A 24,082-nucleotide genomic window follows, 5' to 3' on the forward strand; every position below is an offset into this window, starting at 1 on the left:
GCCGCTCGTTGCAGATGGAAGGTCACCCATGGCTTCACCCGACACCCGGCCGCTCGCCCACGAGCGACCCGAGAACCACTACCGACCCGAGAAGCACGACCAACCCGAGAACCACCACCAACCCGAGCGACCCGACGACCACCACCAACTCGACCGAGCCGATGGGCTCGGCGGCCTCGACCAGGAACTCGCCAGCGAGCACCGGTATCTCTCCGCCGCGCGGGCCGCCCTGGACCACCTGATCCAGACGGCACGTATGCGGGCCGCGACCGGGGCGGACATCGCCGGCGACGGCTACACCGCCGAGACCCTCGGCCGAATGCTGCGTGGCCAGGCAAAGGTGCTGACGGAGGAACCGGGAAGCCCGCTGTACTTCGGCCGGCTCGACTTCGGGACCGGACCGGAAGCCGGCGACCACGGCGGACAGCGTTACTACATCGGCCGCCGACACCTTGCCGACCAGGCCGGCACACCCCTGGTGCTCGACTGGCGCGCCCCGGTGTCCCGGGTGTTCTACCAGGCCAGCCGGACCGATTCGCAGGGCGTACGGGTCCGCCGCAGGTTCGGCTGGACGACCCGGCGAAACCGCCCGGCGGAGCTGACCGGCTTCGAGGACGAACACCTGACCGGGCCGGACGAACACCTGCCCCCGACCGGCGGGCAGCAGCCCGGGCCTGATGTCGCCAGCGAGTTGAGCCGGCTGGTACAGGCCGAGATCGAGCGACCCCGGGTCGGCCCGATGCGTGACATCGTGGCCACCATCCAGCCGGAACAGGACCGGCTGGTGCGGGCCGGGCTGGACGAGTCGCTCTGTGTGCAGGGCGCACCCGGCACCGGCAAGACGGCGGTGGGACTGCACCGGGCGGCGTACCTGCTCTACACGTACCAGCAACGACTCGACCGGGCAGGTGTGTTGGTCCTCGGACCGAACACCGCCTTTCTCCGCTACGTCTCGGGCGTACTCCCGGCGCTCGGCGAGGTCGACATCCGGCAGTCGACGCTGGAGGACCTGCTGGCCCGCCATCCGGTCCGTGGCGAGGACAGCACCGCGGCGGTGGCGGTCAAACACGACGTACGGATGGCAACCGTGCTGCGTCGCGCGCTCTACGCCCACCTGGTCGAGCCGACCGAGCCGCTGACCGTACCGGACGGGTCGTTCCGCTGGCGGGTCTCCACCGAGACGCTACGCCGCCTGGTCGCCGAGATACGCGACGAGGAACTCCCGTACGGTCTGGGCCGGGAACGGCTACGGGCCCGTACGGTGGCGATGCTGCAACGGCACGCGGAGACCCGGGACACTCCCGGTGCCGCCTGGGTACGCCGGATGAGCCGCTGCCGTCCGGTCACCGCATTCCTCGACGCGGTGTGGCCGGCCGTACGCCCCGAGGACCTGGTCGCGTCCGTCCTCGGCGACCCGGCGGTGCTGGCCCGGGCCGCCGACGGCGTACTGAGCGTCGACGAGCAGGCGACGATCCGGTGGCGTCGGCCGGTCAAAGCGAGAAGTGCGGCGTGGACCAGCGCCGACCTGCTCCTCGTCGACGAGGCCGCCGGACTGGTCGAACGCCCGGAGGGCTTCGGCCACATCGTCGTCGACGAGGCACAGGACCTTTCCCCGATGCAGTGCCGGGCGATCGCCCGACGCAACGAGCACGGTTCACTCACCGTGCTGGGTGACCTGGCTCAGGCGACCACCCCGTGGGCCGCACGGACCTGGGCGGAACAGCTCGTCCACCTCGGTAAGCCCAACGCGCCGGTACTCCCCCTCACCACGGGATTCCGGGTTCCGGCCGCCGTGCTCGACCTGGCCAACCGTCTACTGGCCGTACTCGACGTGGACGTGCCCCGGGCCCGCTCGCTGCGCTCCGACGGTCAGTTGCACGTCGAGCGGGTCGCCGACCTGCCGGCGGCCACGGTCGCTACCGTACGGTCCGCGCTGCGCCAGCCGGGCTCCGTCGCCGTCATCGCCACCGACCGGGAACTGCCCCGACTGGCCGAGGCGCTGCGCTCGGCCGGTATCGCCACTACGGCGGCGGATACCGCAGCCACCGGCCGGACGGACGCCGTCGGCCGGGTTACCGTGCTGCCGGCTGGCTTGGCGAAGGGGCTCGAATACGACCACGTCGTCGTCGTCGAACCGGCCGACATCGTGGCGGCCGAGCCGCGCGGGGCCCACCGGCTCTATGTGGTGCTGACCCGGGCCGTATCCCGTCTGGACATCCTGCACAGTCGGGACCTGCCCGCCCCACTCGAGCGGTAGCGGGGCCATCCCTTCGGGGATCCGCTGACCGGACACCGGGGTCTCGACCTGTCGGCGCGGCCACCGACGCCTACCAGCTCGGTCATCGACATGAAAGAAACCAACGACCCTTGTAGGCATCTCGATATTTAATTACATTGCTGCCACGGTCCACCGTCTCCGGCGTCCCAGCCGGGGCGGTGGTTGTTTCGCTGGTGTAGAGGGAGACGCTATGGCAGTACGTGCTCGCATCGCCGCTCTGGCAATCGCGGCCCTGGCGGCCGGGGCAGCCGCAGCTCTGGTACCCGGACCGGCATCGGCCGCGTCGCTGGTCGAATGTGAAAGCGAAACGGGCTACTGGGACTGCTACCTCCCCAGCGGCTACAGCAGCCAGCGCTGGTACTACGACGGCGTGCTCCAGCCGGGTGCCAACGACCAATCCTCCGCCGGCGGCAGCTGCACGCCCGGCACCAGCCACAGCGTACGGGTGACGTTCTCCGGCGGCCGGTCGTCGACGAACTTCACCTGCGGCTGACCACCGCACGGCCGGCTGGTCCGGCTGATCATCGACGGTGTCTCACCACGTTCGGCTGTCCGTGCCGGTCACGGTTACCGGCACGGACCGGGCAATAACCCGGCGGCTGCCCGATCTGCTGGCCACGCACATCGGCACGGCCACCGACGTGCTGCGCCTGCTGTACGTGCTGCACGGCGGCGACCCCGGCCTGGTCGACCCGCCGCAGCGGCACCACTCGCTGCCGCGCCGGGTACGCCGGGCGCTGCTCGACCGGCTCGACACGCTGACACTGGCCGCGGTGGCGGAGGACCTGCGCCGACACCGCACCGGCTGGCTGCACGCGGCCGAGCAGTTGCACCCGTTCGAACAGGCGCACCGGCACCCCCGGGCAGCGGTGGCGTTCGCTGTCCTGCGCCGTACCACCGTCAACGAGTCGACCCGGCTCGGGCGGCTGCTGGCGCAGACCGCCCACGAACACTCGGAGGTGCTGCGCCGCGACGGGAACCGGCTGCGGCTGCGCGGCTGGGCAGCGCGGGTCGAGGCGGCCATGAACGCCGGCGACCTGGAGACCGTCGTACGACTGGCCGCTCAACGTCCGGGTGAGCTGCTCCGCCGGCTGGTGGCGCTGGCCGGTCGTACCGATGATGGTGACGCCCTGGTGTCGACGGTCGCCGATGCCGCGCCTGCGGTTCACAGGTGTACGCCCTGCACCGGGCGGAGCTGGACGCCAACCGGGTCGACCTGCTGGACGCGGCCCAACTGGTCGGCATGCTCACCCGGTGACCGTCCGCCACGTTTCTCGGCAGCGAGTTGGACCCTGCCCCAGGAGGAGACTCCAGACTGGTTCGCATGATGAACATCGGGGAGTTCGCGGAGCTGACCGGGCTGGGTGTGAAGGCGCTGCGGCTCTACGACGAACGAGGGCTGCTGGTACCGGCGGCGGTCGACCCCTGGTCCCGGTACCGGCGCTACACACCCGCACAACTGGCCCCGGCGATCCGGCTCAAGGCGCTGCGGGCGGCCGGGGTCTCCCTGGCCGACGCCGCCCGCGCACTCGACGACCCGCGGGAGGCCGAGGTGGTGCTGGCCGAACACCGGGCCCGGATCGCCGCCGAACGCCAGCGGCAGGACGCCGCGCTGGCCGTCCTCCAGCCGCTGCTGGGTGGCGACGGTTGGCGCTGGACCGTCGAGGAGCGCCGGTCGACCGCCCAGCACTGGGTGGGTGTCCGGCTACCGGTGACCGACGTCGCGGCGAACGACGAAGGCGACATCGAAGCGGCCGATGAACGGGCGAACGAGGGCTTCGCCGCGCTGTGGCATGCCCTGTCCGCCGAGGGCAACGCTCCGATCGGCCCGTTCTGGTCGTCGTTCCGGCCAGGCACCGAGGAAGGTACGACCATCGACCTGCTGTGCTGCTGGCCGGTCGCCCGGCCCGTACCAGCGGACTGGTCGGTGCCCGGCTGGACGACCGAGGTCGGTCAGGTGTCAGCCGGGACGGAGTTGGTGGTGCGGTGGCGCCATGACGATCCGATCCCGTTGGTCGAGGGAGCCACCCACCCGGCGGTGGTGGCCCTGCTGGTCGAGGCCGAGGCTCGGGGTGCGGCGGTGGACCTGTCCAGCCTGCGGCAGATCGGGCTGTTCGAAGCGGGTGAGAGTGTCGGGGTCGAGGTGGCGATGGCGTTGCGGCGCAGCTGAGCATTCCGCCTGGTCTGCCACGGCGTGTCCACCGGTACGGGGTCGACCTCTGGCCGTCTGCGAGGATCGTCGGCATGGAGCTGTGGAACAACCCGTCCTGCTCGAAGTGTGCCGGTGCCCGCGACACGTTGGCTGCCGCCCGGGTGCCCTACCGGCTACGCGCCTACCTGGACCAGCCGCCAACCGCGACCGAACTGGCCGACGTGCTGCGCCGGCTCGACGCCCAGCCGTGGGACATCTGCCGTACCGGTGAACCGGCCGCCGTGGCGCGTGGCATCGCGGACTGGCCACGCGACGAGGCGAACGTGCAACGCTGGATCGACGCGATGGTGGAGTCACCGGAACTGATCCAACGCCCGATCCTCCTGCTCGACGACGGTTCGGCACTGGTCGGCCGGACCCCGGAGGCCCTGGACGAGGCCGTACGGCGTACCCACCGCACTTCCGACCCGAGTTGAGCTATTGATCAGGACCGCCATCGAATACCTCCGGTGGGACTGTCGCCTTTAGGCGGCAGGGGATTCGGGCAGCCCGCGTAGCGGGACAAGGGAAGGCGACGCGTCAGCGTCGTCGTCTGCCACCAACCCATATCACTAGTAGACACAGGGGTTGTATAGATTCGTGTGATGGCTCGCGTTGTGCAGGTTTCAGCCGGGGGCGTGTATGACCTCGGGTACCACGTGGTGTGGTGCCCGAAGTACCGTCGCCCCGTGCTGACCGGCATGGTCGCGCAGCGGTGCGAAGAGTTGATCCGAGCCAAGTGCGGCGAGCACGACTGGCAGATCATGGCTTTGGAGGTCATGCCCGACCACGTGTACCTGTTCGTCAAGGCACACCCCAAAGACTCCCCAGCGCATATCGCCAACCAAATCAAGGGTTTCACTTCCCGCGTGTTGCGGGAAGAGTTCGCGTCGCTGCGCTCCCGGCTGCCCACCCTGTGGTCTCGGTCGTATTTCGCCGCTACCGTCGGGTCGGTCTCGGCCGAGACGGTCCGCCGGTACATCGACACCCAGTACGAGCGGCCGTGGCGCAAGGAGAAGACCGGGTGAGGCGCGCGTACAAGTTCCTGCTGCGTCCCACGGTCAAGCAGACTCAAGCGCTGACCGCGTGCCTGGCCGCGCACCGAGAGCTGTACAACGCCGCCCTGCAAGAGCGCCGAGACGCCTACCGAAAGGCGAAGGTGTCGGTCCGGTATGGGGATCAGGCCGCGCAGCTCAAAGACATTCGCTCGGCCCGACCGGACATCGGGGCGTGGTCGTTTTCCTCCCAGCAGGCCACCCTGCGTCGGCTGGACAAGGCGTTCGCGGCGTTCTTCCGCCGGGTCAAAGCCGGCCTGACACCCGGCTACCCGAGGTTCAAGGGCGTGGCGTGGTTCGACACGGTGATCTGGCCCAAGGACCGCGACGGATGCCGCTGGGACTCCGCTCCCGACAGTGGCCAGACCCGCGTCTACCTGCAAGGCATCGGGCATGTGCGGGTACACGCCCACCGCAAGGTCGAAGGCAACGTCAAAACGATCAGCGTCAAACGCGAAGGCAAGCGCTGGTATGTGGTGCTGTCCTGCGATGACGTACCCGCAAAGCTGCTTGCGCATACCGGCAGCGCCGTGGGGATCGACATGGGTATCGCGTCGTTTCTGACTACCTCCGACGAGGCGCAGATCCCCAACCCCCGGCACGGACGTCGCAACGGTGACCGGCTGGCCGAGGCGCAGCGCGCGTTGTCGAGGTGCAAGCGTGGGTCGAACCGTCGACGTAAAGTCCGCGAGCGTGTGGCCGCGCTGCACGCCAAGGTTCGCCGCCAGCGCGTTGATCACGCGCATAAGACCGCCCTGTGGCTGGTGCGTCACCACGACCTGATCGCGCACGAAGACCTGCGCATCGCCAACATGACTCGCTCCGCACGCGGTCACATTGACGCCCCTGGCGTCAATGTGGCCGCGAAGGCGGGTCTGAACCGTTCGATTCTGGATGCGGGTTGGGGGGTGTTCCTGTCGATCCTGTCCGCCAAGGCTGAAAGCGCCGGACGGACAGTGGTCGCGGTGAACCCTGCCAACACTTCCCGTACATGCCCCGCCTGCCGGCACTGCACACGGGAGAACCGCACCACTCAAGCCGACTTCGTGTGCGTTGCCTGCGGATACACCGGGCACGCGGACGTGGTGGCCGCCAGCAACATTCTTCGGGCAGGGCTTGCCCGTCAGGCCGCTTGCGCGGCCTGAGAAGCTGACGCATTCATGCGTCAGAGGAGTCACACTCGAGCGATGGATTCTCTGCCCGACTTCACGATCGTGCTGCGCGGCTACGACATCGCCCAGGTGGATGCGGTCGTACGACGCGCGGCCGAAGCGCGAGTCTCCGGCGACCCCGCCCTACGGGCTGCGGTGCTGTCCGAACTGCGCGAGGTCAGCCTGCCGGTGAAGTTGCGCGGTTACGACCGTTTCCAGGTCGACGACCACCTCCGCCGGGTCACAGACCTGCTCGGTTAGGCCGCGTGTCTGCCCGGTTGTGCCGCATGTCTGCTCGACTGGGTGGGCCGCATGTTCGCCCGGTTGGGCCGCATGTCGATAGGCTCGGCTGATGCTGGTGAAGCAGGATGGCCGGGTGTCGGTCTGGGTCGGCCGGCTCGCTGACGAGGACGCCCTGCGGACGTACGTCGAAGTCGGCCATGTCGGGGACGAGGCCAGCTGTCCTTTCTGGTCGGACATCGGGGTCGACTGGTTCGACGAGGACTTCCTCGAGGCCGAGTTCCACCCCAACGGGATCACCGCCGACCAGGCAGTTTTCGGCCACTCCTGGTGGAAGTCGTTCGCCGCACCGGTGGCCGCCGTGCTCGCTGACCGGCCGACAGTCGACGCGAACGCCGTCATCGTGCTCTACGACGCCGACTACCAGGGGACACCAGCAGAGCCGGTCGGGCCGGTGGTGTTCGTCAACTCGTTCGACTATCGAAAGTCATGATCCAATACCGGTACCGATGGCCGGTGACGACGGAACCTGCGAACACGACTGGCACCACAGTCCCCCAGGGTTCCTCTGCCTGAGGATGGACCGGCCCTCGAAGCCGCCGTGTCGGGGCGTCGGCCACGAGCGCCTACCCGTCCGGGGCGGGTTCCGGTCAGGAGCTGATCGGCTCCTGGACCGGCTCAGGTCCGCCAATCTTCTCCAGCGCCCAGCTGACGACAGCGCCGCCGAGGATCGCCAGGCCAAGGACCAGGGCGTCGCTCCAGCTCGCCGCTCCCTCCAGCCGCAGGTAGTGCATCACCAGCAGGACAAGCGAGGTCGCCAGCACGATGCCCGCAACACCGCCGCGGCGGCCGAAGATGCTCACCCCGGCAAGCAGCGCGATCGCCACGGCGGTCAGGGTGCGGTGCAAGTCGCCGGTCGGCAGCGCCACCCGGAGGTAACCGGTCAGGACGACGCCGCTGAGCCCGGCCAGCAGGCTCGATCCGCCGAATCCGACGATGGCGCCGACCAGCCGGGCTGGCCGCCACGACGCCGGGTCGCCGCTGGTCCGGTTGGCGCTCAGGAACCTGCGCACGGGCGCGATGAGGAACAGCGCGGCGCCGACGAGCGAGCCCAGGACGAACACCGTCGACCAGACGACCGCCTCCCAGGTTTCCGACCGTCCGGCCTGGGTGAGCACGCCGGGCGGGCCGTAGACGCCGAACGCGATCGCCTGCAGCACCGCGAGACCCGCGAGGGACACCGCCCACGACGGGGTGGAGGTCAACCCGGTGACGACACCGAGGATCAGACCGAGGACGGTCACGGCGGCCACACCGATGGCGGCGGCGACGAACCCGGGCCAGTCGTCGGCGCGCAGATCGGCGTACAACAGGCCGGAGAGCATGGCAAGGGAACCGACCGCGAGGTTGGGGGTGGCCGTACGCAGTGACAGCGCAAAGCCGCTGGCGAGCAGTCCGGTGGCCGCGAAGTTGAGCCAGAAGGGCAGGCCGAGTCCGCGGCCGTCGCTCTGCACCAGCACGATCACCGCAGCCACGACGGTGAACAGGAAGAGGACCGCCTCCCAGCCGAGGCGTGTAGCCAGGTCCGCGACCCGGCGCGGACGCGGTGCGGGAGGGGTCGTTGCGGGCGGCGCAAGGACGGTCATCTCGACACTCCTTTTTGGCTACGAACGGCGGCTGCCCACGCGGCGCGGTCCACTCTAGACGCCGTACGCCACCCCCGGGAGGCACGGAGATGTGCTGTCGTTCGAATTGGACGGTTCGCTGAAGTGTTCGCCCGGCACTTGAGCTGACACGAGATCGCAGTGTCCGGAGCGCGCTGGCCGGATCAGAACCGCTGGTACATCACGTGCAGGCCGACGAAGCCGTACTCCGGGTGCTCGAACGCCTCCGGCAGGGTGGTCATGATCTCGAATCCGAGGGACTGCCACAGGCGTACCGCCACGGTGTTGGTCTCGACGACCGCGTTGAACTGCATGGCCCGGTAGCCGGCGGACCGTGCCCACTCGACCGCGTAGCGACCGAGGGCCCGTCCCACACCGGCGCCCTGGTGCGCCGGGTCGACCATGAAACTCGCGGTCGCCACATGCCCGCCCCGCCCCGGCCGGTTCGGCCCCATCTTCGCCGATCCGAGCACCTGGTCACCGCGTACGGCCACCACGGTCCGTCCCGGGGCCTGCTCCATCCACAACGACCGGGCCGTGGCCAGGGTGAGCCCCTCGGGATAGGCGTACGTCTGCCCGTCGGCCACGATCTGGGAGAAGAACGGGAACACCAGGGGCCAGTCCCGGTCCTCGGCTACTCGAATGATCATCCGGGCGACCCTACTCACTCGTCGACGTCGGGGCCAGCGAAATCATCGATCCGGTGGGCGTCCTCGATCGCCATGGCGACGAAGTCCAGGGCGTCCCGGCGGCGGTGTAGCGGGCTGCGGTACCGCGACCGTCCCGGAGCACCGGTACGGATCCGCAGACACTCGTCGACGATGCGCTGCCACCGTACGTCGAACGCCTGCCGGGCGTACTCCCCCGCGCCCCGTTTGGAGGTGATCCTCCCGGTGGCCAGGGTGTAGTGCAGCCGGCTGACCCCGAGCACGCCCCAGACCGGTCCGGTCGGGGCCAGGGTGGCCAGTCCGGGCCGGGACCTGAGCCGGGAGCTACGGCGCAGCCAGACGCGCCAGTACTCGTCCAGGTTGCGGTGCGTCCACGCGGCCAGCACCGTCCGGTCGGTCCAGATCCGGACCTCCTCGCGACGAGGTCCACGGACCGTCACCCCACGGGAGGCCAGGGTGTGCCAGGCCACCGGGTCACCCGTGCCGGCGACTCGGCGGCGCAGGCGGTTCTGTTCGACACACGCCCCGGGCCGCGAGCGCGCCGGGTCGTCGCCCAGGTCCCGCCAGGTCACGTACAGCCCGTCGAAGAACTGCCGACGAAGGTACGGGGTGAGCGCGACGTGCGCGCGTTCCAGCGCGGCAACGTCGGCGTCCGACAGCACGTCCCCGGTGACCGCAACGAAGTCGATGTCGCTCGCCCCCGGATGGAAGTCGTCCAGGGCCACCGAACCGACCAGGTAGATGCCCTCGACCAGTCCGGGCGCCTCAGCATCGACAGCGGCGAAATACGCCTCGATCGCCTCATCCGCACCCGGAGGAACTACCACGACTCCGCAGTCTGCCCCGATTTCCGCTGTTACCCAAACTTCCGTTGTCAGGAAGGGCCCCTTCCAGAACGCGACAAGAAGGGGGCCTTCCTAACAATCCAACGCAGCGGCCACCGCGGGCGGCACCGGGTAGACCTGCTCGCCGGGCAGAAGCTGCTGGGCGGCCTTGAGGTCTCGGGACCGTACCAGGCCGTGTACCCGGTGAGCGAGGTCCGTGACGTCCTCGATCGCGGTGACCCATTCGTCGACGTAACGATGCACGGCCGGACCGGAGAGCCCGACCTGGATCGCCCGGTACGGCAACGGCGCGAAGTGCAGGTCCCGCTCCGGATCCCACTGAATGCGTACCGGCGCCTCGCGCAGCAACTGCCGCCAGGCTTCCCGGCTGGCGTGCACTTTCGGTTCGAAGTGGCTGAGGGCGGAACGGGTCAACGCCCACTCGAACCCGCTGCGCAGTATCCGGATGGCCAGCACCCGTTCCTGCCCCGGCTTGGTCGCCCAGCCGCTGCGGTACATCATCCAGCGGAACGACGGTTTGATCCAGGTCATCCGGTCCCGGTTGTACCAGGTGGGGAAGCGTCCCTGCTCGACTGTCGGTACGGCGATGTGCGGCGGATACGCCTGGTAGACCGTGACGGTCGAGTCGTCGTAGCTGGCTCGGATCTGACGGTAGGCAGGCATCACGGCGATCATCCTCCCCAGCCGCCGACCGGTCGGCGATCGGTTTTCCGCTGGGCCGCAGCCGCGATCGCCACGGAAACATCACACTTCCCTCACCTGCGGCGAGGTTCCCGTTTCCGGGTGACCGGTTACAGAATCATGATGTGGATCAAGTACCAGTCCCGGCTCGTCGACTCCCGGTCGGCCGCCTGGGGCACCTGTTGGCAGTGACCGCTCTGGCGACCGCCTGTACCTCCCCACCGGGTCCGGCCCCGGGGCCGGAGCCCGTACCGTCGGCCACCAGCAGCGCCTCGCCCGCGTGCCCGCAGTCCGGGGTGCTCATCACGAACGGCATGGTCGACACCGCGATGGGGCTGCGGGCGATGACCGTGGAGATGATCAACTGCGGCGGTCAGAGCTACGCGGTGCAGGGTTATCCGATGGTCCGCGTGCTCGACGAGGATCGGAACCCGCTGCCGGTCAAGGTGATCGACGGAACCTCGTCCATCGCCGTCATCAAGGGCCTGGACGCCCCGCCCAAGCCCGTCACGCTACTTCCCGGCCAGCGCGCGAAGGCCGTACTGGTCTGGCGTAACACGGTTACGGACGCGACGGTGTCCCCGACGACCGGTAAGGATCTGGAGATCACACCGGCCGGCGGGCAGAGTCCGCAGATCGTTTCGCCGAACGGTGGGGTCGACCTCGGCACCACCGGCCGGCTGGGGGTGAGCCCGTGGGCTCCGCTTCAGGAAGACTGAGGTAGCGGAGACCCCGACCGCCTACGGCGTGGGACGTGCCGCCGGTACGGACTGACACTCGGGTCACCGGTGATCCAGAATCGCCACGGCACGTCGTGGGCGGCGGCCACCCCGACGCGTGGCCCCGCGACGATCAGCGCCGGGTCGACCGGCCGGGTCGGCGGGGTCAACAGCAGCGGGCCACTTCCATCGATCATGGAGGTGCCGTTGGCGTCCGAGGTGATCCCGAGCGCCACCACCAGCCGGGCCGGACCCCGCGCCAGATCCCGGTCGGCCACCGCCCCGCGACGCGTTCGGGCGGTCTCCGATCCCGCCACGACCTCACCCGCTCGGAGCAGCACCGCCGCCGCCTCGCCGTCGCCACCGCAGACGACGTTCAGGCACCAGTGGACCCCGAACACGAAGTAGGTGTAGGCGTGTCCCGCCGGCCCGAACATGACCCTGGTCCGGGGTGTCGGTCCCCGGTGGGCGTGCGAGGCCGGATCTTCGCCCGTTCCGGCGTACGCCTCGACCTCGGTCAGCCTGATCCGGACACCGCCGGCCGAGAGCTCCCAACCGAGCAGCGTCTGTGCGGTCTCGGGCACCTCGGCGGCTGGTCGGCGAAGCCACGGATAGTCCATCGGTCAAGGAAACGACGACCAGCCGGGTTCGGCAAACCAATGACGGCGATGTGGCGTACGCCATCAACGACCAGCGTCCGCCACGAGCCGGCTCAGCAGCGCTGCGCGCAGTTGCGGAGCCCGTACCTGATCTTCAGTTGGGTGCCGCCGTTGCCGTCCCAGTCGTCGACGTACACGGCGGTCAGCACGCCGGACTGGTCCATCCCGACCGCCGGCGCGTCCTGTTGGTTCGCGGTGAACACGCTCAGTCGGTACTCCGGGAACAGGTTGTCGGTGCTGCCGGTTGCGTCGATCCCCCGCGCCCACACCTCGGTGCCGCTGCGGGCGCTGGTCAGCCCGGTGGACTGGCCGCTCTCCTGCCAGACCAGCACGGCGTTGCCGGCGGCGTCCACCGCCACGTCCGGGTGAAACTGCCGGCCGACCCGGTCCGACTGGTACGGCGTCTGGCTGGTCACCACGTACTGCCCGGAGGTGTTCGTGGTCCACCGGTGGATCGGGCCGCTGACCGTCTTCGGCGCGAAGAGGGCCGTCGAGCCGGCGAAGGCACGTAGGTAGATCATCGACTGGGGTCGGCCGTCGTAGCCGGTCCGCTGGTCGTAGTAGTCGGTCCAGGCCACGTACCACTTGCCGGACGCAGTGCTGGCCACCGTGGGTTCGAGTTGCTGCCCGTCGGAGAAGGTCCCGGTATGCACGGCGATGATGCCGCCGAACACCCCGTCGACGGTGCCGGTGGCGGCCCGGATGCTGTAGCCGCCGTTGCCGTCCGCGTCGTCCTCCCAGGCCACCACTGCGGTGCCGGCCGCGTCGACCGCCAGGTCCGGCTTACGGTACGTGCCCCCACTGACCGCCTGCACCGCAACGTCGTAACCACCGGTCACCTGGGACAGCCGGGTGTCGGTGGCGGAGAAGCCGGCATACCGGATGGAACTCGCACCGGCCGTGGACCTGTCCTGCCAGGCGACGGCGAACCGTCCGTCCGGCAGCACCGCGACGGAGGGTTCGCTCTGGTCACCGTCGGCCTGGCTGTTGACGTTCAGCACCGGGCCCATGGTGCCGTCCGCGCGCACCCGGCGGGCCCGGATCTCGTACCCGCCGTTGCCGTTGCCGTCGTCGGCCCACACCACCACGGCCTCCCCGGTCGAGGTGAGGCCGACGTCCGGGGTGCGGTAGTTCCACGCCGTACTGCTGCCGCCGGTGCGTACCACGACGTCGGACTGACGTACGCCGTCGACGAACCGGCCCAGCCGAATCTCGTTGTTGAGCCCGCTTCGGGAACCGGAGGCGTAGGCCAGCACGGACCGGTGCCGGCCGTCCGGGTCCCGGTACGAGGCGACCGCCGGGGCGAACTGGTCACCGGTGTCGACCGCGTTGGCGGTGGCGAACGTGGCGTCCGGGTACCGGTTCGGGGCAATGACGACCGCGGCCTGCCTGATCGCGGTGAAGTCCGCGACGTACGCGTCGAAGAGGCTCTGGTCGTCGACTCGCATCAGGATCTCGTCGTTCTTCTTCAGCGCTCCGTTGGTGAGGTTGTGCGAGCCGGTGTAGACGTACCGGTGCATCTGCTGGTCTTTTCGCGACACCCCTTGGGTCACCAGGTACTTGGAATGGATGCTGCCGTCCGAACACTCGGAGTTGACTCCGTTACCCACGCTGAAGAAGGACTGTCGGCATCCACCGGGGTCCATCGAGTAGACCGGGATTCCGCGGGCGGTCAGGGCGGGCAGCGCGTCCTGGTGCTCACCGGTGGCGACCTCGACCGTGCAGCCGGCGGCCAACCTGTCCCCCAGCGCGTCGATCACCTCGGGCCGAGCCGCGCGGAACCCCCACATGGCGACCTGGATGATGTCGTCGGTACGGCCGGTGGAGCACTGTACGTCGTCGATCGCCGCCGCGAAGACATCGTGCCGGGTACTCTGCGGGTTGAACGACGCGTTGATCGTCGCGTCCTCCGCAGCGCTCGGTGAGTTGCGGGGCGAGAACCAGATCCGGAAAGCGCCGGCGTCGACGTGTCCGCTCTCGTACACCTTGCCGGTTCCGGTGACCTCGAGTTTCCGGTGGACGTAGCTGCGGTACGCGGTGGCCAACGCGCTGTTGCCGGATATCCGTAGCTGGTCCTGCCACATCTGCTGCTGCGGCTTCGTGGGGTTGGCCGAGGTGACGACGGTGACGTCGGTACGACCATCGGACAGTTCGCTGAAGACCCAGAACTTGCTGTGGTTGACTCCTACGCCGCCACCCGCGCAGGACGCGTAGCACTGCTTCACCCAGGAGCCGGTCGCCGAGGGGGTGTAGCTGGGTAGTCCGGTGACCAGGGCACCAACCTGGGTCGACTGGCGGCAGGCGGCCGGGTCCCCGCCGGTGCAGGCTTCGACCAGCAACCTGACCCTGACTCCTCTGGCGTGGGCGGCCAGCAGGTCGTCGGTGATTCCCTGATCGCTGAAGGTGTACAGCGAGGCGTACAGGGTGGAGCCCGGCACGGTGGCCTTGACCAAGGCGGCGATCTCGTCACGCAGCCGGGGGTCCTGATAGACCCCGAGTGGGGATCGGTCTGGCGCAGCGTAGGCCGAGTCCGGCACCGGATCCAGGTTGGGCCGGAGAAACAGCACGCTGTTACTGCCGCTGACCGTGGTAGCGGTCGACGCGTCGACCGGCCCGGCGACCAACGCCAGCGGTACGACGACCGCAGCCAGCAGCACAGCCAGCAGGTTCCGGTTGGCAAACGCACGCGGCGTGACGCAGGAGCGGTGGACCACGGGGCACCCCCTGGCAGTAAACGAAGCAGTCGGGCCGATCGCCGCCCAGCGCATGATATCCATCGATCTCCAGAAGAGATCGACCACCGCAAACTCGACTACCGACCGTTACGTACCTCACATTCTGACCGATCGGTCAGGCTCTGACCGATCGGTCAGGCATGCTGTGTGGCGGAGGTAGACGATGGCCCTCAGCAAGACCCGCGACAGGATCCTGGCCGCGGCGGCCCACCAGTTCGCCCACACCGGTTTCCGGGGCACCTCGCTGCACGACATCGCGGTGGAGGTGGGTTGCTCGAAGGCGACCCTGCTCTACCACTTCGACAGCAAGGAAGCCATCCTCGGCACGCTCATCGCCCCCGCCGCACGGGACCTGGTCGAACTCGACGCGCGAATCAGCGAACTCGATTCGGACACGGCCCGCGAGGTGGCCATCGAGGGCTTCGTCGACCTGGTACTGCGCTACCGGCAGGAAGTGGCGATCATCTTCGGCATCGGCCGGCAACTGTTCCAGCAACCCGCGTTCGCTGGTTACTGGCCACTCATCGAGAACCTGGCCAGTGCCATCGCGGGCCGATCGACCGACCCGGCGGCGCGGATCGCCACAGAAGTGCTGCTTGCGGGCGTCTCCGCGATCGTCATCGACCGCAGCGAGGAGGGCGACGTCGAGCTGCGCCCGATCCTCGTCGGCGTGGCGAAACGGGCGCTGCTGCCCCACACCTGACCTCGGCTGCCCAACAGCTAACTCTCGAAAAGGAAGCGGTACATGGCAACTGTCCTCTACCGACTGGGTCGGGCCTCGTTCCGACGCCGGACGCTGGTGGTGATCCTCTGGCTGGCATTGCTGGCCGCGCTCGGTGGCGCGGCAGCGGCGTTCATGGGCCCGACGGCCAGCAACTTCACGATGCCGGGCACCGAGTCCCAGCGCGCGATCGACCGCTTGAAGCAGGAGTTCCCCGAGGCCAGCGGCGCGACCGGCACGATCGTCGTGGCCGCCCCGGACAATCAGCAGTTGACCACGCCAACGCAGATGGCGCAGGTGCAGGCCCTGGTCCAGGAGGCCAACTCCCTGCCCGGGGTGGTGGGCGCACTCGATCCGTTCCAGGCCCGCTCCGTCTCACCGAACGGGCAGTACGCGCTGATCCAGGTGCAGTTCGCCGAGGGAGTGGACGGGGTCACCGACGCGCAACGCCAGGCGTACGAGGACACCGGCGCGGCAGCCAAGGCGGCCGGTCTGCGGGTGGAGCACGGCGGCGAGGTGATGAACGGCGAGCCGGAGATCGGCGGGAGTGAGGCCATCGGCGTCGTCATCGCCCTGGTCGTACTGATCGTGACGTTCGGTTCGCTGGTCGCGGCGGGCATGACGATGCTCAACGCCCTGATCGGGGTCGGCGTCGGCATGGCCGGGCTGTACGCGCTGAGCAGCACCATCGAGATGACCAGCGTCACGCCGGTACTGGCACTCATGCTCGGCCTGGCGGTCGGTATCGACTACTCGCTGTTCATCACGTCCCGGTACCGGGAGTTCCTCATGGACGGCCTTGAGCCCGAGGACGCGGCCGGCCGGGCGGTCGGCACCGCTGGCTCTGCCGTCGTCTTCGCCGGTGCCACCGTCGTCATCGCGCTGGCCGGACTGGCCGTGGTCAACATTCCGTTCCTGGCCCTGATGAGCCTGGCCGCCGCCGCAACCGTCGCGATCGCCGTCCTGGTCGCCATCACCCTGTTGCCCGCGCTGCTCGGCTTCGTCGGCCAGCGGGTCCTGTCCCGCAGGCAGCGTCGTGCCCAGGCCGCCGGCGCAGCCGCGCGTCCAGAGGGCTTCGGGTTCCGGTGGGCACGGGCCATCATCCGACTGCGCATACCGGTGCTGCTGGTCGGTGTACTCGGCCTCGGCGCACTCGCCATCCCCGCCGCGGACATGCGCCTGGCCCTGCCCGACGCCAGCCACAGCGCCGAGGGCACCCCGGCCCGCGAGGCAGCGGACCTGATCACCACCGGCTTCGGTCCCGGCTTCAACGGTCGGCTGGCGCTGGTCGTGTCGAGCGGTTCGCCGGAGCAGACCGCCAAGGCCGTAGGCGACGTCACGGCGGCGGTGCAGGGTACCGAGAACCTGCTGGCGGTCAGCCCGCCGAACATGAGCCGTGACGAGCGGACCGCGCTGCTGGCGGTCATCCCGACGACCGGCCCGACCGACGAGGCGACCGAGACGCTGGTACACGACATCCGCGCCAAGACCGCCCGGATCGACGGTGCGGACATCGCGCTCACCGGTCAGACCGCGGTCGGCATCGACGTGTCCGAGAAGCTCTCCGACGCGATGCCGGTGTACCTGCTGCTCGTCGTGGGTCTGTCGGTGCTGCTGCTGATGCTGGTGTTCCGGTCCATCCTGGTACCGCTGAAGGCGGCGCTGGGCTTCCTCCTGACGGTCGGCTCCACCTTCGGCCTCACCGTGCTGGCGTTCCAGACCGGCGAACTGAGCAGTCTGGTCGGCCTGGACACCCCGGGTCCGCTGGTGAGCTTCCTACCCATCCTGCTCATCGGCATCCTGTTCGGTCTGGCCATGGACTACGAGGTCTTCCTGGTGTCGCGGATGCGGGAGGACTTCGTACACGGCGACACCGCACGGCAGGCCACCATCAACGGCATGGGGCACGGCGGACGGGTGGTCACCGCCGCCGCACTGATCATGACCGCGGTGTTCGCCGGCTTCATCCTGGTCGAGGACCCGATCATCAAGTCGATGGGCTTCGCGCTCGCGGTCGGCGTGGCGATCGATGCCTTCATCGTCCGGATGACGATCGTGCCGGCGGTGATGTCGCTGCTCGGACGGGGGGCATGGTGGCTGCCCGGCTGGCTTCAGAAGGTACTGCCGAACGTCGACATCGAGGGCGAGCGGCTGCGCCAGCAGTTGCAGGCGGAGCCGGAACGCGAACCGGAACGCGTCTGACCTGAACCGAACCCAACCGTGGACCCGGCCGTCGCAAACGACGCGGCCGGGTCCACGGCTATCGGGCCTGTTTCCGCAGTTATAGGTCAAGGGTTGAGACGAGTGCGGCGGGGGCGTGGAGGTTACGCCCCCGCCGCACCGTGCAGCCGGCCGACGTGTGTTTGCGGGAAGTCGTCGGTTGTACGGCTGCTCGGCGGCCTGCCGTTCGGGTGGATGGCGGGCCGTACCGGGTTCAGGTTCGGGGTTGGGCTGCTCGGCGCATGGGGACGATGGTGTGTTGGTCGGGTAGGTGGATGGGTTGGCCGGGTTGGTAGCCGTGGTGGCTGAGTAGTTCCCGGTCTCGGTCGCCGAAGGCGAAGGTGTGGGCGGGACTTTCGTGCGTGTCGAGCCGGGTGTGGTGATGGGTGAGTAGCCGCTCGGCGGTTTCGTCGTCGGTCTGGTCTGTGGTGGCGAGGAAGGCCAGTTGTTGGCAGGGCAGGTCTGGTGGCTCGGCGGTCAGGGTTGCTCCGAGGTGGGTGAACCGGTCGGTGTGTTCGCGGCAGGCGGCGACTGGTAGGTCGTGGCTGGTCGTGGCGACGAGTTTGGCGACGATCGTGGCCTCGACGTAGGCGAAGAAGCCACCCACGTCCGGCACCATGATCGGGGATCAGAGACTGGAGGTAACAACGATGACCACGCCACGTTGGACCAACACGTCCGACCGATATGTCACGCCGGGACACGGCGACGCCTGGGCCAACGAGGCAGCAGCCCGTGGCCGGGTCGGCACCCAACAACTCCTCGCCGTCGAGACCGTCAGACCTGACCGCCACATCCGGGTGGCCCTCGACCTCGGAGACAACGACCAGGTCGTCGTTCGACGCCGGCTCATCCTCGAAGATGGCAGGCCCGTCGAACGTGCCGACTCCTACTACCCGGCCCAACTCGCCGCCGGAACGCCCCTTGCCGAAAGCGGCAAGATCCGAGGCGGAGCCATCGCCGTACTCGCCAAACTCGGGCACACTCCGGCAGCCAGTACCGACCACATCACCGCCGACAAGCCGACCGAAGCTGATTACGAATTACTACAGGTCGACAGGCAGGAGCCGATACTCGTCCTTTACCGGCTCAGCCGGGACGCCAATGGCACTCCCGTCGAATATATGATCACCCGCGCAGTTGCTCGCCTCTCTGCCGGCTACACCTACCAGACTCAGGCCTCCGTATGACTGACACGCCCGGCGACCAGGTCCGCGACCGGCAACAGCAGATCGCATCAGACCTACGTGCCCTCATCCTCTCTGGCGATCTCGCGCCCGGTCACCAACTGCCAGCAACCGCCGCGCTCGTCAAGCAGTACGGGGTCACCAACCAAACCGTGCAACGTGCCCTACGCATCCTCAAAGAAGAGGGATTCATCGAGGGGCAAACCGGGCGGGGCGTCTTCTCCACGGGCCGCCGGCCGTACGTCATCCAGGCCAACCACTATTCACGCCCGGCCAGTCCCGGCAAACCGTACCCGTGGATCACCGATCCCTACCGACGTGACCGCCGGGGGTCAAGCCAATTGCTGGCCGTCGGCGAGCGGCCAGCTCCGGCGCAGGTGGCTGCCGCGTTCGGCATCGCCACAGGTGATCCGGTCGTCATGCGGCACCAGCTTCTTCTGCTCGACGACGAGCCAGCAGAACTGGTCTGGTTGTACTTCCCCGTAGAGCTTGCGCGAGGCACCCCTCTAGCCAACCCACACAAGATCCAAGGTGGGACGCCCGCCGTTCTCACTGGACTCGGTCTACCACCACGACATGCCATGGATCAAGTAGGCACTCGCTTGGCGACGGTCGAAGAGTTCATTGCTCTGCAACTCCCCGAGAACATGCCCGTGTTGCGGCAACTACGGGTGGTCTACACCGACGGGGATCGACCAGTCGAGGTTGCTGTGATCATCAAGGCAGGCCACCAGTACGAGATCCAGTACAGCCTCCCTTGCGACAGGGGCGAATGAACGTCGCTTCTTCGAGAAGAGGTCCGCCACATACCCCGGGACGGCCCGCTGCGCCGGACCGCCGCCGACCACATCCGCCGCCCATCCGGGCATGCTGGAGTCCCGCGCGTTGCTGGCTCTCACACCGGGAGATGCCGACTCGCCCTACTTCGACGCGAAGATCCTCCCCCTTGCCGTTGAGCAGGTCGTAGCTGCCGAGGTGCACTCGTCCACCAGAGCTGCCCTACGGCGTCGGGCGATCCTCACTCCGACGCGGGGCCAGTCTCCGCTCGGCGCGGAACTTGTCGTCACGTCCAACGCCCATTATAAATAATGAACAGTCATTTAGTAATTGGGGGCAGGATGGCAGCAGGACGACCCCGGACGATCAGCGACCGCCAGATCATGGCCGCTGTCGGCGCAGCCGTCGGTCGGGTCGGGCCCGGACGGCTGACCCTGGCCGACGTCGCCCGACAGGCCGGGGTGTCGACCGGGGCGCTGGTCCAGCGATACGGCAGCAAGCGCGAGCTGTTGCTGGGCTTCGTCCGCCACGGGCTGGACGAAGCAACCTTCGTCGCACCGATGCGGGCAGCGTTCGAAGCCGCCGATGACCCGGTCGACGGCCTGATCCAGGCGGTGGCGGCCAGCGCCGGCCCCGACGTCAGCACCGAGGAATTCGCCAACCATCTGGCGTTCCTGCACCTTGAACTCGCCGACGAGGAGTTCCGGCAACTGCTGGGCGAGCACGACGACGCCGTACGCGCCGAACTCACCGAATATCTGCGGACAGCGGTGCGGGCTGGCCACCTGTCGACCGACGTCGACATCGAAGCGCTGGCCCGTGCGGTCAACGCGATCCGCAACGGCACCCAGCTGACCTGGGCGATGAACAGGTCCGGCTCGCTGGCCGACGCGATCCGACGGGACCTGGGCACGCTGCTCTCGCCGTACCGACGTACCAAGGAGGAACAGTGACCGACAAGCCACTAGCCGGACAGGTGGCCCTGGTGGCCGGAGCCACCCGAGGCGGCGGCCGGGGCATCGCCGTACAGCTCGGTGCGGCCGGAGCCACCGTCTACGTCACCGGCCGTACGACGGCCGACAGCCGGTCCCCGATGAACCGCGCCGAGACCATCGAGGAGACCGCCGAACTGGTCACCGCCGCCGGCGGTCGGGGCATCGCGATGGCCGTCGACCACCTGGAAGCCGAACAGGTACGTGCACTCGTCGCCCGGATCGACACCGAGCAGAACGGCCAACTGGACATCCTGGTCAACAACGTCTGGGGCGGCGATCCGCTGACCGTGTGGGACGCACCGCTGTGGGAGCAGTCCCTCGACGACGGGCTACTGGTGCACCGGTCGGCCGTACACACGCACATCATCACCAGTTGGCACGCCCTGCCGCTGCTGGTGGCCCGCAGGCGTGGGCTGGTCGTCGAGGTCACCGACGGCACCGCCGACCAGGGTTACCGGGGCAGCTTCTTCTACGACCTGGTCAAGTCGAGTGTCATCCGGATGGCCCAGGCCCAGGCCGAGGAGTTGCGTCCACACGGGATCACCGCGCTGGCGATCACCCCGGGTTTCCTCCGTTCCGAGGCGATGCTCGACCACTTCGGGGTGACCGAGGACAACTGGCGCGACGGCGTACGGAAGGACCGGCACTTCGTCCTGTCGGAGACCCCGACCTACGTCGGGCGGGCGGTGGCGGCGCTGGCCGCCGACCCGGACGTGCACCGGTGGACCGGCCAGTCACTGTCCAGCTGGCAGCTGGCCAAGGTGTACGGCTTCACCGACGCGGACGGTTCCCGGCCGGACTGGGGCAGCTACTTCACCGATGCCGTCATCAAGGGCGTTGACGTAGATCCACGGACCTACCGGTGATCAAGGCGGCGTGAGACGCATTGACACCAGGGACCTGCGGCGCCGAGAGACGCATCCGCGCCGATGAACGGATCCCTCGACGCCGGGTTCGGGCGTGGGCGCACAGTTACGGCACAGCGCTGGCCAGGACCGTGGTCACGACCCTACGGACGGCCGCAGGCTCTGGTGGGCTGTCCTGACGCTCGGTGTAGAGCAGGTGTGCGGCGCCGATCAGGGTGGGCGCGAGCGTGTCGATGTCGGCCTCGGACGAGATTCGGCCGTGGTCGCGCTCGGCCGTCAGATAACCGGCGATCATGGTCGCGCCCTCGCCGACGAGGGGGAATCGGGCAGTGCCGGCCGCGCGCAGCCGCGTGCGCAGTTCGTCCCGGGCGATGACGAGGACCACGATCGCCACCATGACCGGCTCGAAGAGGGTCATCAGGGCACCGGTCAGGTTGTCGGCTACGGTGCCCGTTCCGGCCGCGTCCCGTAGGGCGGTGGCCTGTGCCTCGACCCGAGCAATGCGGTCCAGCACCAATGCGGTGAGGAAGTCGTCGAAGTCGGCGAAGTGCCGGTGGAGGACGCCCTTGGCGACGCCCGCCTCCGTGGTGACCGCCCGGCTGGTCAGCCCGGTGACGCCGTCCCGGGTCAGCACCCGTACGGCGGCGTCGAAGAGTTGTCGGCGTGGGTCTTGCAGCGCGACACCGGTCGGCAACGGGCACTCCTTTCCTGACTGAGCAAGCGAGATTGTAATAGTGGGCAGGCGCCCATTAGAGTGGGCGTATGGTCACTATGCCGTCCTCGTCCAGGCCGGAACCGCACCTGCACCGGCGCATGGCGGAGTCGTTCGGAGTCGACCCCGAGCGGTACGACCGAAACCGGCCGCCGTACCCCGAGACCATGATCGAGCGGATCGTGGCTGCCAGCCCCGGCACCGACTTCCTCGACGTCGGCTGCGGCACCGGCATCGAAGCCCGCCAGTTCGTGGCTGCCGGCTGCACCGTACTCGGTGTCGAGGCCGACCTGCGGATGGCCGACTTCGCGCGACGGACCGGCATCGAGGTCGAGGTCGCGACCTTCGAGACGTGGGAGCCGGCCGGGCGCACCTTCGACGCGGTCGTCTCCGGTACGGCATGGCACTGGGTCGACCCGGTCGCGGGCGCGACGAAGGCGGCGCGGATCCTGCGGCCCGGCGGCGTGCTGGCACCGTTCGGGCACGCGTTCCAACTCCCATCCACCGTGGCGGAGGCCCTCGCCGCAGCGTACCGGCGGGTGGCCCCCGACTCGCCGATCAACCTCAACGGACGGTCGGAAGGCTCGATCCTGGACGCGTACCAGGCGCTGTACGTCAGAGCCGCGGACGGGATCCGCGAGGCGGGCGGATTCGGCGAGCCCGAGCTGTGGCGGTACGACTGGGAACGCTCCTACACCCGAGACGAGCTCATGGACCTGGTGCCGACCTCAGGCGGCCTCAGCAGCCTGCCACCGGACCGGGTAGCGGAGGTGCTGGCGGCCGTGGGCGCGGCGGTCGACGAACTGGGCGACAGCATCACGCTGCCGTACGCCACCTGGGGCCTCACCGCGACCCGGACCGACTTCTAGCGATAGACCCGGCCGACCACGACCTCGACTGTTTCTGCCGCGACAAGACAGGGAAGTCGACCGCCTCCGGCCGGCGACTCGACGTCGAAGTGATCCTCGCAGCTGACCGGGATCAACAACCGTGGCGGCTATCTTCGGTCAATGGTCACCGACCACCTGAGCCGAGCGCTGTACGAGCCAACCGAGCCGCCGCTGCGGCCCCTTCCAGCCTACGTGTCGGACCTGCTGTTCACATTGCACGCCCCGCCTCGGCTGGCCGCCCACCTCCGCGCGGTCCACGACGTCGCGGCTCGGCTACTCGCCTGGTTGGACCGGCACTATCCGACCCTCCTGGTGGATCACGACATGGTCCTGTTCGGCGCGGCCACCCATGACATCGGCAAAGTCGAGCATCCCGAGGAGTTGTCCGGGCCGGGCTCAGCCCACGAACCCGCCGGGCATCAACTCCTACTCCGCCACGGCGTCGCCGAGAACCTGGCCCGGTTCGCACTCACCCACGCCCAATGGATCCGCGACGACGTCACCACCGAGGAGCTGCTCGTCAGCCTCGCTGACAAGATCTGGAAAGGTAAACGCGTCGCCGACCTCGAACAGCGCATCGTCCAGCGACTCGCCGCAGTCGACGGACAGCAACAGTGGGAGGCATTCCTCCATCTCGACGACGCTCTCACCCGTATCGCTGAGGACGCCGAGGCACGGCTGGCGTTCCAAGTCAGCTACCCGATTCAGTCTGCCCGCAGTGACGACTACTCCCAACCTGGTGGCCGGCAACGATAAGACCGCACTTTCGGGAACTTGCACCGGCATCGCAGATTCGAATCCTGCCTTGGGCGTGCGGATACGCCCCGC

27 protein-coding genes are annotated in these 24,082 nt (G+C 68.7%); 19 read left to right on the plus strand and 8 right to left on the minus strand.

Annotation, left to right across the window (positions count from 1 at the left end):
* The first annotated feature begins 28 nt into the window (after positions 1-28).
* The 9 genes from ACFQ4H_RS24300 (at position 29) to ACFQ4H_RS24340 (ending at position 7,408) form a co-directional block, all read left to right on the plus strand.
* Positions 29-2,257 (plus strand): HelD family protein, encoded by a 2,229-nt coding sequence (locus tag ACFQ4H_RS24300; RefSeq protein WP_377574459.1) that lies wholly within the window; start codon positions 29-31, stop codon positions 2,255-2,257.
* Positions 2,258-2,468: 211 nt separating this feature from the next.
* Positions 2,469-2,771, plus strand: a complete 303-nt coding sequence (locus ACFQ4H_RS24305; RefSeq protein WP_377574461.1) for a hypothetical protein — start codon at positions 2,469-2,471, stop codon at positions 2,769-2,771.
* 61 nt (positions 2,772-2,832) lie between these two features.
* A complete protein-coding gene (locus tag ACFQ4H_RS24310; RefSeq protein ID WP_377574464.1) occupies positions 2,833-3,606 on the plus strand; it encodes a hypothetical protein in 774 nt (257 codons plus the stop codon).
* A complete protein-coding gene (locus tag ACFQ4H_RS24315; RefSeq protein ID WP_377574467.1) occupies positions 3,603-4,448 on the plus strand; it encodes a MerR family transcriptional regulator in 846 nt (281 codons plus the stop codon). The genes ACFQ4H_RS24310 and ACFQ4H_RS24315 overlap by 4 nt, the downstream gene beginning before the upstream one ends.
* A 74-nt stretch (positions 4,449-4,522) precedes the next feature.
* Positions 4,523-4,906 (plus strand): ArsC/Spx/MgsR family protein, encoded by a 384-nt coding sequence (locus ACFQ4H_RS24320; RefSeq protein WP_377574469.1) that lies wholly within the window; start codon positions 4,523-4,525, stop codon positions 4,904-4,906.
* 168 nt (positions 4,907-5,074) lie between these two features.
* On the plus strand, positions 5,075-5,497 hold the full coding sequence (gene tnpA / locus ACFQ4H_RS24325) for an IS200/IS605 family transposase (protein WP_377574472.1): 423 nt from the start codon (positions 5,075-5,077) through the stop codon (positions 5,495-5,497).
* Complete coding sequence (locus tag ACFQ4H_RS24330; protein ID WP_377574475.1) at positions 5,494-6,669, plus strand: RNA-guided endonuclease InsQ/TnpB family protein; 1,176 nt, start codon at positions 5,494-5,496, stop codon at positions 6,667-6,669. Before tnpA ends, ACFQ4H_RS24330 begins: the two co-directional genes overlap by 4 nt.
* A gap of 42 nt (positions 6,670-6,711) precedes the next feature.
* Positions 6,712-6,936, plus strand: a complete 225-nt coding sequence (locus ACFQ4H_RS24335) for a DivIVA domain-containing protein (protein ID WP_377574478.1) — start codon at positions 6,712-6,714, stop codon at positions 6,934-6,936.
* Between the two features lie 91 nt (positions 6,937-7,027).
* Entirely contained in the window at positions 7,028-7,408 is a 381-nt protein-coding gene (locus ACFQ4H_RS24340) for an immunity 22 family protein (RefSeq protein ID WP_377574481.1), read from the plus strand.
* 157 nt (positions 7,409-7,565) lie between these two features.
* On the opposite strand, the gene ACFQ4H_RS24345 is transcribed toward ACFQ4H_RS24340, so the two are convergent.
* The 4 genes from ACFQ4H_RS24345 to ACFQ4H_RS24360 form a co-directional block, all read right to left on the minus strand.
* Positions 7,566-8,561: an ABC transporter permease gene (locus ACFQ4H_RS24345; protein ID WP_377574483.1), complete on the minus strand. Its 996-nt coding sequence runs from the start codon at positions 8,559-8,561 to the stop codon at positions 7,566-7,568.
* 182 nt (positions 8,562-8,743) lie between these two features.
* Entirely contained in the window at positions 8,744-9,229 is a 486-nt protein-coding gene (locus ACFQ4H_RS24350) for a GNAT family N-acetyltransferase (RefSeq protein WP_377574486.1), read from the minus strand.
* Positions 9,230-9,243: 14 nt separating this feature from the next.
* Entirely contained in the window at positions 9,244-10,074 is an 831-nt protein-coding gene (locus ACFQ4H_RS24355; protein ID WP_377574489.1) for a nucleotidyltransferase domain-containing protein, read from the minus strand.
* Positions 10,075-10,164: 90 nt separating this feature from the next.
* Positions 10,165-10,755 carry a DUF4291 domain-containing protein gene (locus ACFQ4H_RS24360; RefSeq protein WP_377574491.1) on the minus strand — a complete coding sequence of 197 codons (591 nt, stop codon included), beginning with the start codon at positions 10,753-10,755 and terminating at the stop codon, positions 10,165-10,167.
* Positions 10,756-10,961: 206 nt separating this feature from the next.
* Between ACFQ4H_RS24360 and ACFQ4H_RS24365 the strand changes: the two genes are divergently transcribed.
* Positions 10,962-11,492, plus strand: coding sequence for a DUF4232 domain-containing protein (locus ACFQ4H_RS24365; protein ID WP_377574494.1), 531 nt, complete (start codon positions 10,962-10,964; stop codon positions 11,490-11,492).
* On the opposite strand, the gene ACFQ4H_RS24370 is transcribed toward ACFQ4H_RS24365, so the two are convergent.
* Together ACFQ4H_RS24370 and ACFQ4H_RS24375 are read right to left on the minus strand one after the other, a co-directional pair.
* Positions 11,480-12,112 carry a DNA-3-methyladenine glycosylase gene (locus tag ACFQ4H_RS24370; protein ID WP_377574497.1) on the minus strand — a complete coding sequence of 211 codons (633 nt, stop codon included), beginning with the start codon at positions 12,110-12,112 and terminating at the stop codon, positions 11,480-11,482. The two genes, ACFQ4H_RS24365 and ACFQ4H_RS24370, sit on opposite strands and share 13 nt — an antisense overlap.
* A 92-nt stretch (positions 12,113-12,204) precedes the next feature.
* Positions 12,205-14,865, minus strand: coding sequence for a phospholipase D-like domain-containing protein (locus ACFQ4H_RS24375; RefSeq protein ID WP_377574499.1), 2,661 nt, complete (start codon positions 14,863-14,865; stop codon positions 12,205-12,207).
* 184 nt (positions 14,866-15,049) lie between these two features.
* On the opposite strand from ACFQ4H_RS24375, the gene ACFQ4H_RS24380 reads away from it, so the two are divergent.
* A complete protein-coding gene (locus ACFQ4H_RS24380; protein ID WP_377574501.1) occupies positions 15,050-15,589 on the plus strand; it encodes a TetR/AcrR family transcriptional regulator in 540 nt (179 codons plus the stop codon).
* Positions 15,590-15,631: 42 nt separating this feature from the next.
* A complete protein-coding gene (locus ACFQ4H_RS24385; RefSeq protein WP_377574504.1) occupies positions 15,632-17,809 on the plus strand; it encodes an MMPL family transporter in 2,178 nt (725 codons plus the stop codon).
* Between the two features lie 232 nt (positions 17,810-18,041).
* On the opposite strand, the gene ACFQ4H_RS24390 is transcribed toward ACFQ4H_RS24385, so the two are convergent.
* On the minus strand, positions 18,042-18,446 hold the full coding sequence (locus tag ACFQ4H_RS24390; RefSeq protein WP_377574507.1) for a hypothetical protein: 405 nt from the start codon (positions 18,444-18,446) through the stop codon (positions 18,042-18,044).
* Between the two features lie 31 nt (positions 18,447-18,477).
* Between ACFQ4H_RS24390 and ACFQ4H_RS24395 the strand changes: the two genes are divergently transcribed.
* The 5 genes from ACFQ4H_RS24395 to ACFQ4H_RS24415 all read left to right on the plus strand — a co-directional run bounded on the left by ACFQ4H_RS24395 (position 18,478) and on the right by ACFQ4H_RS24415 (position 21,652).
* Positions 18,478-19,017, plus strand: a complete 540-nt coding sequence (locus ACFQ4H_RS24395) for a UTRA domain-containing protein (RefSeq protein WP_377574510.1) — start codon at positions 18,478-18,480, stop codon at positions 19,015-19,017.
* Entirely contained in the window at positions 19,014-19,790 is a 777-nt protein-coding gene (locus ACFQ4H_RS24400) for a GntR family transcriptional regulator (protein ID WP_377574513.1), read from the plus strand. Before ACFQ4H_RS24395 ends, ACFQ4H_RS24400 begins: the two co-directional genes overlap by 4 nt.
* Before the next feature lie 91 nt (positions 19,791-19,881).
* Entirely contained in the window at positions 19,882-20,103 is a 222-nt protein-coding gene (locus tag ACFQ4H_RS24405; RefSeq protein ID WP_377574515.1) for a hypothetical protein, read from the plus strand.
* Between the two features lie 29 nt (positions 20,104-20,132).
* Positions 20,133-20,744, plus strand: coding sequence for a TetR/AcrR family transcriptional regulator (locus ACFQ4H_RS24410; RefSeq protein WP_377574517.1), 612 nt, complete (start codon positions 20,133-20,135; stop codon positions 20,742-20,744).
* Complete coding sequence (locus ACFQ4H_RS24415) at positions 20,741-21,652, plus strand: SDR family oxidoreductase (protein ID WP_377574519.1); 912 nt, start codon at positions 20,741-20,743, stop codon at positions 21,650-21,652. The genes ACFQ4H_RS24410 and ACFQ4H_RS24415 overlap by 4 nt, the downstream gene beginning before the upstream one ends.
* 106 nt (positions 21,653-21,758) lie before the next feature.
* On the opposite strand, the gene ACFQ4H_RS24420 is transcribed toward ACFQ4H_RS24415, so the two are convergent.
* Positions 21,759-22,346 (minus strand): TetR/AcrR family transcriptional regulator, encoded by a 588-nt coding sequence (locus ACFQ4H_RS24420; RefSeq protein ID WP_377574522.1) that lies wholly within the window; start codon positions 22,344-22,346, stop codon positions 21,759-21,761.
* 68 nt (positions 22,347-22,414) lie between these two features.
* On the opposite strand from ACFQ4H_RS24420, the gene ACFQ4H_RS24425 reads away from it, so the two are divergent.
* The gene (locus ACFQ4H_RS24425; RefSeq protein WP_377574525.1) at positions 22,415-23,233 is read left to right on the plus strand and encodes a class I SAM-dependent methyltransferase; all 819 of its coding nucleotides are present in this window, start codon (positions 22,415-22,417) and stop codon (positions 23,231-23,233) included.
* A gap of 141 nt (positions 23,234-23,374) precedes the next feature.
* The gene (locus tag ACFQ4H_RS24430) at positions 23,375-24,010 is read left to right on the plus strand and encodes an HD domain-containing protein (RefSeq protein WP_377574528.1); all 636 of its coding nucleotides are present in this window, start codon (positions 23,375-23,377) and stop codon (positions 24,008-24,010) included.
* Positions 24,011-24,082 lie beyond the last annotated feature (72 nt).

This window comes from Micromonospora sonneratiae (assembly GCF_042679305.1).
Taxonomy (GTDB): domain Bacteria; phylum Actinomycetota; class Actinomycetes; order Mycobacteriales; family Micromonosporaceae; genus Micromonospora_H; species Micromonospora_H sonneratiae.

What these genes read in the sequence shown, in the direction of transcription:
- ACFQ4H_RS24390 (WP_377574507.1), bottom strand. Translation starts at nt 18,446, where the DNA reads ATGGTGCCGGACGTGGGTGGCTTCTTCGCCTACGTCGAGGCCACGATC.
- ACFQ4H_RS24370 (WP_377574497.1), bottom strand. Translation starts at nt 12,112, where the DNA reads ATGGACTATCCGTGGCTTCGCCGACCAGCCGCCGAGGTGCCCGAGACC.
- ACFQ4H_RS24315 (WP_377574467.1), top strand. Translation starts at nt 3,603, where the DNA reads ATGATGAACATCGGGGAGTTCGCGGAGCTGACCGGGCTGGGTGTGAAG.
- ACFQ4H_RS24410 (WP_377574517.1), top strand. Translation starts at nt 20,133, where the DNA reads ATGGCAGCAGGACGACCCCGGACGATCAGCGACCGCCAGATCATGGCC.
- ACFQ4H_RS24340 (WP_377574481.1), top strand. Translation starts at nt 7,028, where the DNA reads ATGCTGGTGAAGCAGGATGGCCGGGTGTCGGTCTGGGTCGGCCGGCTC.
- ACFQ4H_RS24400 (WP_377574513.1), top strand. Translation starts at nt 19,014, where the DNA reads ATGACTGACACGCCCGGCGACCAGGTCCGCGACCGGCAACAGCAGATC.
- ACFQ4H_RS24405 (WP_377574515.1), top strand. Translation starts at nt 19,882, where the DNA reads ATGCTGGAGTCCCGCGCGTTGCTGGCTCTCACACCGGGAGATGCCGAC.
- ACFQ4H_RS24320 (WP_377574469.1), top strand. Translation starts at nt 4,523, where the DNA reads ATGGAGCTGTGGAACAACCCGTCCTGCTCGAAGTGTGCCGGTGCCCGC.
- ACFQ4H_RS24360 (WP_377574491.1), bottom strand. Translation starts at nt 10,755, where the DNA reads ATGCCTGCCTACCGTCAGATCCGAGCCAGCTACGACGACTCGACCGTC.
- ACFQ4H_RS24335 (WP_377574478.1), top strand. Translation starts at nt 6,712, where the DNA reads ATGGATTCTCTGCCCGACTTCACGATCGTGCTGCGCGGCTACGACATC.
- ACFQ4H_RS24350 (WP_377574486.1), bottom strand. Translation starts at nt 9,229, where the DNA reads ATGATCATTCGAGTAGCCGAGGACCGGGACTGGCCCCTGGTGTTCCCG.
- ACFQ4H_RS24300 (WP_377574459.1), top strand. Translation starts at nt 29, where the DNA reads ATGGCTTCACCCGACACCCGGCCGCTCGCCCACGAGCGACCCGAGAAC.
- ACFQ4H_RS24395 (WP_377574510.1), top strand. Translation starts at nt 18,478, where the DNA reads ATGACCACGCCACGTTGGACCAACACGTCCGACCGATATGTCACGCCG.
- ACFQ4H_RS24305 (WP_377574461.1), top strand. Translation starts at nt 2,469, where the DNA reads ATGGCAGTACGTGCTCGCATCGCCGCTCTGGCAATCGCGGCCCTGGCG.
- ACFQ4H_RS24430 (WP_377574528.1), top strand. Translation starts at nt 23,375, where the DNA reads ATGGTCACCGACCACCTGAGCCGAGCGCTGTACGAGCCAACCGAGCCG.
- ACFQ4H_RS24385 (WP_377574504.1), top strand. Translation starts at nt 15,632, where the DNA reads ATGGCAACTGTCCTCTACCGACTGGGTCGGGCCTCGTTCCGACGCCGG.
- ACFQ4H_RS24380 (WP_377574501.1), top strand. Translation starts at nt 15,050, where the DNA reads ATGGCCCTCAGCAAGACCCGCGACAGGATCCTGGCCGCGGCGGCCCAC.
- ACFQ4H_RS24425 (WP_377574525.1), top strand. Translation starts at nt 22,415, where the DNA reads ATGGTCACTATGCCGTCCTCGTCCAGGCCGGAACCGCACCTGCACCGG.
- tnpA (WP_377574472.1), top strand. Translation starts at nt 5,075, where the DNA reads ATGGCTCGCGTTGTGCAGGTTTCAGCCGGGGGCGTGTATGACCTCGGG.
- ACFQ4H_RS24345 (WP_377574483.1), bottom strand. Translation starts at nt 8,561, where the DNA reads ATGACCGTCCTTGCGCCGCCCGCAACGACCCCTCCCGCACCGCGTCCG.